This is a genomic window from Lysinibacillus sp. fls2-241-R2A-57, assembly GCF_030209535.1.
Taxonomy (GTDB): Bacteria; Bacillota; Bacilli; order Bacillales_A; family Planococcaceae; genus Lysinibacillus.
Genome location: NZ_JARVRU010000104.1, coordinates 1 through 8734, shown reverse-complemented (window position 1 = coordinate 8734; position 8734 = coordinate 1). Strand labels below are relative to the sequence as shown.

Below are 8734 nucleotides of genomic sequence, written 5' to 3'. Positions count from 1 at the left end.
TTATCGTACCGGAGGTGCCTGGTTATTTATATGCGTTATTTGATTACGGGCTTACTATCCTAGTAACCGGTTCTGTTTTCGAGTACAAAACTCTAAAAAACACTATAAAAAGGATACCATCGCAATGATTTGGATATCCTTTTTTTTATTGATATAAAGCGGTTTTTAACAATTTTCATACGAATTGGTATATCAACTCGCATTAATAAAGTTACATTATAGAAAGTTCTATAACGATGCGAATACATAGTCTTTTTTCCGCTCGAATTAGTTAACGTGTTAATTTAAATGGCGAGGAACTATATTCAACTAACGCAGCAGTTTAGTGAAAGAAGAAAATTTGGAAATGGGGAAGTTTCGTGGCTGCGATTTTTTCACCTATACCAGGAAGTGACTGGATTAATTCATATTCTTCGAGTTGTGCCGCCAACTGATCAATCTCACGTAGAAAGTTGTTGGCGGTACGCTTGAAGTAAATCAATGTACATATTAAGACTGACGAGAAGGCTTTGATAAAGTGTTGACATCTCTAGCAAGGTGAATTGCGCTTTGTTATGTGGACAGCGTAAATAATAAAAATAGTTTAAGCAACTTTATCCCTTTATTTAATATGTTCTGGCCAAATACTGTTCCTTAAATTATTTGCTGTCTATTTAAATATGCGCTCATTACTACATAAGGAATAAAATAATACTTGTCATGGATAAATCTAACAACTTCTTTATTATTCGCGACCATGTTCATAATATCTTGTTTTCCACTTGATACAGTTTTAGTATATTCATCTAAAAAGACAAAATAAAGCCACTTTGTATCGCAATAATACACCATATTTTTTTCTAACTCTAGTTTTAACCAATCTTTTTTAATTTGATATTCAATACTGTATTTAATATCATTTTCGCAATTCGATAAATTCATATCTTTATTTATCAAATTGATATGGTCTTTTAAATTGTATGAGGTATATGGATACCCGAATTTTGGAGCACTTGAGTATAGGCCCTTTTTAACATCGGAAGGTTTCACGGTAATTACTTGTAGATTTTCATTACCAAATCCTTTTTCTGGAATGTATTGATAGGCTCTCATAAATAAAATAGTATCATCCAGAGGTTGATCTATAGGGTGATTTTTCCTTTTAATCCATGCTTGTATTATTCCTCTTAAATCCTCAGCGACGAATAAATCAGTCAAAGTTTGTAAGACTAGTTTTCCGCCTTGTTTGTAGCTACTCCAATTATCCGTATATGCTCGCCAAGTGATACATAAGGATTGTCTGAAAATATGTTTTTCTAATTCGACTACATCTACGTAGGAGAATTGGTTAAGTAATGTACCGATAACCTCGTTTAAATAAGTAGGATTATTTTTTACAAAACCTAATCTTTCTTTTAATTCTTTCATTGTAATGATCGGATCGCCATTTTCATCAAGTAGGTTTTTGACAAACCCATTGATAAAAGGAAGATTTTCAAGTTGTTTAATTTCTTCATAACTATTAGATAGATGTTTTTTTTGCTCATGATAAATTACTTTTGCTAATCGATTATTGTTTGTTTTTATTTCTTTATTTAAAGAGATATAGTGATTAAAATGTTTATTCAATCTGATCACAGCTTTTAAATAACTATTGCATTGTTCGTTTTCTTTATTAAAACGAGCAAATGAGTTATCTAATTTTGAATAATATGTAGGAATACCATATGCACTATAAGCTGTGTACCAAATATCATGCTCTTTATCATAATAGGCTGTATTATTTTCAATTATATTTTTGTTAAGAAATAACTTAATACTTCTCAAATATTCATGTAGTTCCTTCTCATTTTTGTCTAGATTCGAAATATATGCCCATATTATAGCATCATGAGTTGCCTCATCTTTTATTTTGTAAGTATCTCGTTCACCTTTATGTGTATTATTACAAAATGATTTTAAGAAAGTATGAAGTATCGAGGCATATTGATGATGTTCTAAGTTCCAAAAAACACCTTCCACAGCATGAATATCACTTGTATCTTTTCGATTTCTGGTGCTAAAAGAGTAGTTAATACAGGAAGCAACTTCAATTTCATTCAAATCTAGCTGAAGCATATTATTTATAATTTCTTCCACTTTTTTTAAGTGTTTGGCTTCAATCCAATCAATATCGGATGCATCATAATTATCATGGATTTGTTCTTCTTCATTCCACATCATATATAAGCAAAACTTCACAAATAAGATTTCAATTTCTTCTTCTAAACACGCTTCCGATTTATAATTCCTGAAAAATTGAAGCCATTCATTTTCCATTGACAAAGCAAAATTGTTAAAATCGTTGCCTAAAATACGTTTTGCTTTATGATATAATTCCGCTTTATAAATTTCGTATTCTTTCAGGTCTAATCCATCATTTAAATCGATAAAAAACTGTTCCACATCGCCTATCTCATCGATTAATACACTTTCCATATAGATATGATTTAATAGAAAGTCTAAGGGAATTTCGTTTTTATAATTTGAGTAAACAGATGGGTTAGATAACCAATCCCTTTTTTCAAAAGCACAAATTAAATTATTAATGGAAAAAGTAGTGAAATCCACAATTGATAAAGTCGGGTTTTGTTCAATTAATAGGCTATGAAGATAATCGTTTGCTTCTTTTCGATAAAGGAATTTAAATTTCTTTAACAGCTGGCTTGTCTGTTTATGATTTAAATCATCTTGACATAAATAGGCACATAAATAGATCAACGTAACGATTCGCTGTTGCCCATCATAAATTGAAAGCGTATTATTACGGGGATTAACATGGCCCATTATACAACTGAAGTTGAAGTCTACATTCTTTTTATATGCATCTCTCATCGCGTCCAATAAATTTTTCAGTTTTATTCCGCCACTTCCCATGATATAGTCTCGTTGTATGTCCGGTATGACAATGGATGAATATGTATTCAAAAGAGTTCCTAACGTAATCCTATTTGTATCCATATTTTAGACCTCTACCTTCGAATATTTTCTATCTATATACGATTCGTAATATTCAACAAAATTTCCCCATAACTCATCTGCCATTGATAACCATGCTTGTGTATCTGATTCTTCCTTTAAGCCTTGGACGTCATCAAATTTTGTCTTGCTGGAAAGTTGGGACTGAATAAAACAGTTTTTGATGAATATGCTTTCTGGTTTAATTTCTTCAAACAAAACTTCTTCAAAATACTTTGAGCAGTCAGCTTGTCCATTTAATAATTCAAAGTATTTTTTGGGGAAAGGGTTCACATGATAGTAACATTCGAATCCATTTGATTGATTAATATTGTGTAAGTCCATATCGTCATGTAACGTATTTAAAATTCTTTCATAATAAAATAATTGTTGCAGGTCTTTTGTTTTTTCATAATTAAGTTTACTATTGCCTTCGTATCTATCAGAAAATAATATTTTTAATCTATTTTCATCAGGATAGCATAATTGTATGTTTCGAATATTTTCTGCAATATTTTTCGGAGTATAACCTAAACTTACAATGTTCCAAATCGTATCATCAAAGAGATTTTCTGATAATGCTGTAAATAGTTCGAGTATCTGTATTCTTTCATCTTTAGTGGAACTATCAATAATTAATTGTGCCTTAATATGATCTGAAATTGTAAATCGCGTTTTGTTTTTATTAATATTGAGAAATTCATCAATGGGCTCAACATTTGTAAGATGAAATAAAATAAACACATTATGAAATAGATAGTGCTTGAAGCTATCCTTTTTTTGTTCGAATTCCTCTTGATTATGAAGAAATTCATTTATCGATTTGAAATTTTCTGTGAATCGTTGTATATCGGTGTTTTCATAAGGAATCGGTTGGTCTTGGCCAAGGCCATAATTTAAAAATTGTTTTCGTGTTTCGTAGGGATTTAAGCCTTCATCTCTTTCAAAATCCAACTTGAAGTTAGCATTGTTCTTGTCTAGAGCTTTTAATAATAACTTCAACGTAATTATTCGTTGTTGCCCATCAACGATTTGAACACGGTTCCTTTCACCTTCATTTTCTTCTGAGTAGAGCGTAATCATTCCAACAGTATAGCGATTATTTACTGTTTCTGAGTTTAAAAAGGAATGCCATAAATCATGCGCGAATTTTTCGGCAGAGTGGATTTCAGGGTTTTCTTTAGGTGTCTTAGCTAGCCACTTATAGTTTCTTTGAATAATTGGAAGGTATACATAATTATCTTCAAAGTAACAATCGAGTATGTCTAAATCTATCATTTTATTATTTTCAAATTCCAAAATGCTTCCCCCTTACCGCGTCAATACAAACACATTTCAATACATTTACGAATATATTTTCAGCATTTTTATTGTAGATTTTTTTAAAGACAAATTTATCAACATTCCTATCGCTCCAATATTTTTTTTCATAGTCCCAATCAATCATTTCAAGCAAGCCCAACACTTTTTTATTTGTGCTTTCTACTGCTACAATGTGTTTGATTGCATCAATTTTTTTAGTAATGTCGATTTCCCCGATAGTATTATTTGGAACTTCTGTTTCGCTATTTTTATTTATAATCTCTTGCAGTTTATCTAAAATCGCTAGCACATCATTTCGAAAAGCTTGAGCTAAATCTGCTTCCTCGTTGCGGTTGAACATGTTTAAAAAGGTAACAAAATAGGCAATGATCAGTTCAAATAATTCTTCCTCAGTAAACGAAAAATGAATGCAAGCATCTCTTTGATTTTCATTCGTCTCAAAGTCAATCGTTTCCCATAAATCACCTGACAAGACAACTTCCCTATCTGATACTGGCGACACCATTAAACTCACTTGAGTACGATTTTCAGATTGATTCAAATTATTAGCAAAGTAATATTGAAAATACTCTTCAAAGTTTTTATATTCTGAAATACTAGGGGTTTCAGATGACTCTTTTTTAAATTCAGTTTCCATAAATGATTTATACCATCTATAAAAATTATCTCGGTCATAGTTTCTAGGTTCGCTAAAGTCTATGGCAAATTCAATGTTTTGAAGTCGATAGTCTGCTAAAATATATTTTTGTATGGAGATCGTTTGGTCATGAACTTGTATGATATTAATGTCAGCTTTTTCTTTTACATAAACATCTGCAAGAAAATGTCCATCCGGTTGTTCATAGAGTGAAATGTACTTAAATAAATCTAAAATAAAACACTTGGAATAGGATTTCAATTCAATATCTCCACCGGTATTAATGTGTTGTCTACATGCTTTAAACATTTCTTTGACGGCATCCGTGCTAACTTTATTTTTTCGTGTTTCATCACTTGCTTTTTGCTTCCAATTGACTTGTTTAGAACGTCCTTTATAAAGCGTTGCGGTCGTTTGTTTATATTTACAGTCGTAATAAAATCCCATCCCTAAAAAATTCAACTCCTTTAAACTATTATTAAAAACATAATAGTCAATCATCTGTTGCTTTTCATCACTTTCTAATTCTTGATACTCCGCAATTAAATGCTCAATCAAATGACAATATCTAAGGTATAACGTTTTTATTTTTAACTGTGAATCCTCATCCGTTAGAGCATGTGGAAAAACTTCTTTGATTTCGGGAATGTTCTTTATTTGCTCAAATAAACTCATTTCAATTTCATGTAAAGCTTTAGAATGCAACCATACTAAAAATTGATAGGCATCCTTACTGATTTTATTTTTAAATACTTCATGTTTAATAGCCATAAATTATCGCCTCCATCTCTATTTACAATTTATCCAATTTCAAATATTCATTTATAACAAATGGATTTCATTCAAGAGATTCTTTAATCAAATACCGTGTTTTTTAGAGTAATTACGCCTTTAATATGGAAATTATTTAATATATATTCTCTGTTACTTTTATGTTTCATACTGAAAAGAACAGTTGCAGGAACTAAAACAAAAGCCATACCTTCAGGCGAAAGTACATTTCCTAATTGTTTCAGTTTTTCTTCATCTTCATGAGTATTACCCCAATACTCAATCATAAGAGCATCATATTTATAACCGGTCGAAATTTCATTAAAATTAGATAAGATATTGGATGAAGGTATCGTTTCGGCTATTTTTTTTAGTAATATATTAGTTTTGTACAAAGTAATCCTCCTAACTTCAATAAGGATATTTCTAATTGTGAAAAATATCGCAAAACGGACAGCTCTCACCGTTCCTTCTTCATCTCAGTTCACCTCAGACTCTCAAATATAATATTTTAACTTTATTTAACATTATAAGGAATATATGAAACGCTTGCAAAATGGTTTCCTTAAAAGGCTTATTTTGTAGAACTTTTTATAATCTTCAATTCCCTTAAACGACTATGAATGCGACAAATATTTAATATCTTCTTGCTCTAATCTTTTATGAATACTCATCTGAAGGCCTGATTGACTTACTTTCAAATCATTCTCTATATTTAGCTCTAGGTTATTTTATATTCAATTATTTAGTTTCTCCCTCACTAACGAAAAGATTCGCTATTATTACTCTAAGTGAAATTTTCCCTGTTATAAAATGCTTTATTATAGGTAATATATAGTATAATGAATACAAAATTAAAATTAATCTATTAGGGGCGAAAATAATTGTACAAAAATATTATAGATACCCTTTCTTTTTGGATCGCAATTACATTCTTAGTTATTTCTTTTTTTGCGCATACGATTTTCAATAATGAATTTTCTTGGAAATCATTACTAAATACCGATGGATTAACTTTATTAGGTATCGTGTTTACTTTTTTATCACTAGTAGCTTTAAAAATTCCTGCTATAAAAAAATGTATTAGATGGATTCTTTTAAAAATCAATTATTCACAATACGATTACAGGATTTCAATTTTTGTTAATGATTACAAAAAGAGTGAAGATATAGAAAGTTTACTTAAAAAGTTTGAGGGTACTATTAATAATTCTAATTTTGTAAATTCCAATGAATGGCAGGAAGTTTTTAAAAATGATATTAGGATAAAGATGTTTCATAGAGGAATAGCAGCTAATGTAGAATTAGGAAAAACTCATATTTATGAACCTAATAATACAGATTTTAATCAATGGACGATTACAATTGATAACATTTCTAATTTCAGGAAAATAAATGAGAATATCAATTATGTAACAAATGATTTATTAGAGACTTTGAATGAAAATGATGTAAAACTGTCAAAGATCTCTCTCAGTATAAATAAAAATAATAGCGAACTTGAATTGAAAAATATATGGCCCGTAATTAATAAAAAAAACTACCATCTAAACCATTCAAGTTTTGAAATTACTTCAAATGATTCCTCAGTGATCTCAGTGGATACTAATGTAGGTATTACATTAACAGCTAAAACCAAAGGACACTTTCAGAGTTCAATTGAGATAATAAAAGATTTATTAATTTTTTAGGAGGTCAAGATGGGGACAATACTTACAATCAATACATTAAACGAATTTCCAAAAAAGATCGACACAACTATTGTCGGTAGAGAAGAAAATACTATAGAGGGCTTAAAAACTCCCGCTGAAACTAAATTTTTTAAATCTACAAAAAAAGATTTGATAGTTAAAAACTATGAAACATTTCAAATAGAACATTATCAACGATTTTCTGTGGAAGGGAAACTAGGCACTAAAGAGTTTAATACTATTATGAGGCTTTATAAATTTTCAGTTTTTAAACCCTCTAAAAACGATAATTACATCTATACATTCGGTGGTCATAAAGCTGATAATACTCATTCAGCATTAAGTAGATTATCAAAAAAAACCGGAATTAAAAGCACCCCTTTAACTGTTAATCTTATAGACACTGTAGAAAAAATTTTAAAGTATGCGCCTGACATAAGAATTACTTCAGGTTGGTTTAGTAATTTAGGTTTAACAAACCTAAATAATGTTCTACTTCAAGGTGATCAAGTTAATTTAGGGCCAGAGTGGGAAAAGTTTAAAAAGACTAAGGGAGCCGCACTTTCAAATATAGAGTTATTAATCGATGACTCCGAATTCCCTGATGGATACATAAAAGTTTCTTTAAGCCAAAGAGGTGTTATATTTTGTAGACGAAAATTATCTGCTGAAAAAACTTTAGAAATTGCTAATAAAGTTCAAAAGATCTTAAATAGAAAATAATTAAGAGGCTGGGACGTAAGTATATTTTCAAAGTAAAATTAAAAAATTTTACATCAGAAAAGCGTGAGAAATCAACGTTTCTAAAATTGATTTCTCGCACTTTTTTAGGTTTTGACCAGTTATGTCCCAGCCCTCTTGTTTATTTCAAACCACACTTACTTGAAGTCTTCTTTTTGTTGTAAGCCCGAAATATAAAAAAAGCGCACCTTTTCGATACACACGACTAATGGCCTCTATCCTATTTTTTTTCGGATAGATGGCTATTTTGCACATGTAGTTTGGATTTTTTTCGACCAAGGCATGTAATTCTTTAAAATCTCTGGCTGTTGATGAATCGGTAAACTTGGCAATTCTGTCATTAACGTCATTAGGTATTGATAGAAATCGATGCCGTTTGCTTTTGCGCTTCAGCCAAACTTAAACAAATGTCATTCGCTTTAGCGCCAACTTCACTAACAGAGAATAGCCAGTTCTTACGACCAATCACATTTGGACGAATCGCATTTTCAGTAGGGTTATTATCGATTTCAATCCCATCACGAAAAGAATTATTCCATTACACGTGTTGATTAACCAAAATTATACAGTCGTTGAATGATTTATGTTCCAATGA

6 protein-coding genes and 2 pseudogenes are annotated in these 8734 nt (G+C 30.3%); 2 read left to right on the top strand and 6 right to left on the bottom strand.

Annotated elements, in window-relative coordinates; all coding sequences use genetic code 11:
- Positions 1–358: 358 nt before the first annotated feature.
- The 5 genes and pseudogenes from QRN68_RS17035 to QRN68_RS17015 all read right to left on the bottom strand — a co-directional run.
- Positions 359–521, bottom strand: a pseudogene (locus tag QRN68_RS17035) (IS110 family transposase); the annotation flags it as partial.
- Positions 522–633: 112 nt separating this feature from the next.
- The gene (locus QRN68_RS17030; protein WP_285398105.1) at positions 634–2979 is read right to left on the bottom strand and encodes a DUF262 domain-containing protein; all 2346 of its coding nucleotides are present in this window, start codon (positions 2977–2979) and stop codon (positions 634–636) included.
- Positions 2980–2982: 3 nt separating this feature from the next.
- Positions 2983–4275, bottom strand: coding sequence for a DUF262 domain-containing protein (locus QRN68_RS17025; RefSeq protein WP_285398104.1), 1293 nt, complete (start codon positions 4273–4275; stop codon positions 2983–2985).
- The gene (locus QRN68_RS17020) at positions 4265–5707 is read right to left on the bottom strand and encodes a hypothetical protein (RefSeq protein WP_285398103.1); all 1443 of its coding nucleotides are present in this window, start codon (positions 5705–5707) and stop codon (positions 4265–4267) included. Before QRN68_RS17020 ends, QRN68_RS17025 begins: the two co-directional genes overlap by 11 nt.
- Positions 5708–5790: 83 nt before the next feature.
- A complete protein-coding gene (locus QRN68_RS17015) occupies positions 5791–6102 on the bottom strand; it encodes a hypothetical protein (protein ID WP_285398102.1) in 312 nt (103 codons plus the stop codon).
- A gap of 489 nt (positions 6103–6591) precedes the next feature.
- Here QRN68_RS17015 and QRN68_RS17010 point away from each other — a divergent pair, with 489 nt between their 5' ends.
- Both QRN68_RS17010 and QRN68_RS17005 read left to right on the top strand, forming a co-directional pair.
- Positions 6592–7398, top strand: a complete 807-nt coding sequence (locus QRN68_RS17010) for a hypothetical protein (protein WP_285398101.1) — start codon at positions 6592–6594, stop codon at positions 7396–7398.
- Positions 7399–7407: 9 nt separating this feature from the next.
- Positions 7408–8121 (top strand): hypothetical protein, encoded by a 714-nt coding sequence (locus tag QRN68_RS17005; RefSeq protein WP_285398100.1) that lies wholly within the window; start codon positions 7408–7410, stop codon positions 8119–8121.
- Between the two features lie 260 nt (positions 8122–8381).
- On the opposite strand, the pseudogene QRN68_RS27105 reads toward QRN68_RS17005, so the two are convergent.
- A pseudogene (locus QRN68_RS27105) lies at positions 8382–8653 on the bottom strand (IS66 family transposase); the annotation flags it as partial.
- Positions 8654–8734 lie beyond the last annotated feature (81 nt).

Coding starts and splice junctions, on each gene's coding strand:
- QRN68_RS17030 (WP_285398105.1), bottom strand. CDS start 2,979: ATGGATACAAATAGGATTACGTTAGGAACTCTTTTGAATACATATTCA.
- QRN68_RS17020 (WP_285398103.1), bottom strand. CDS start 5,707: ATGGCTATTAAACATGAAGTATTTAAAAATAAAATCAGTAAGGATGCC.
- QRN68_RS17005 (WP_285398100.1), top strand. CDS start 7,408: ATGGGGACAATACTTACAATCAATACATTAAACGAATTTCCAAAAAAG.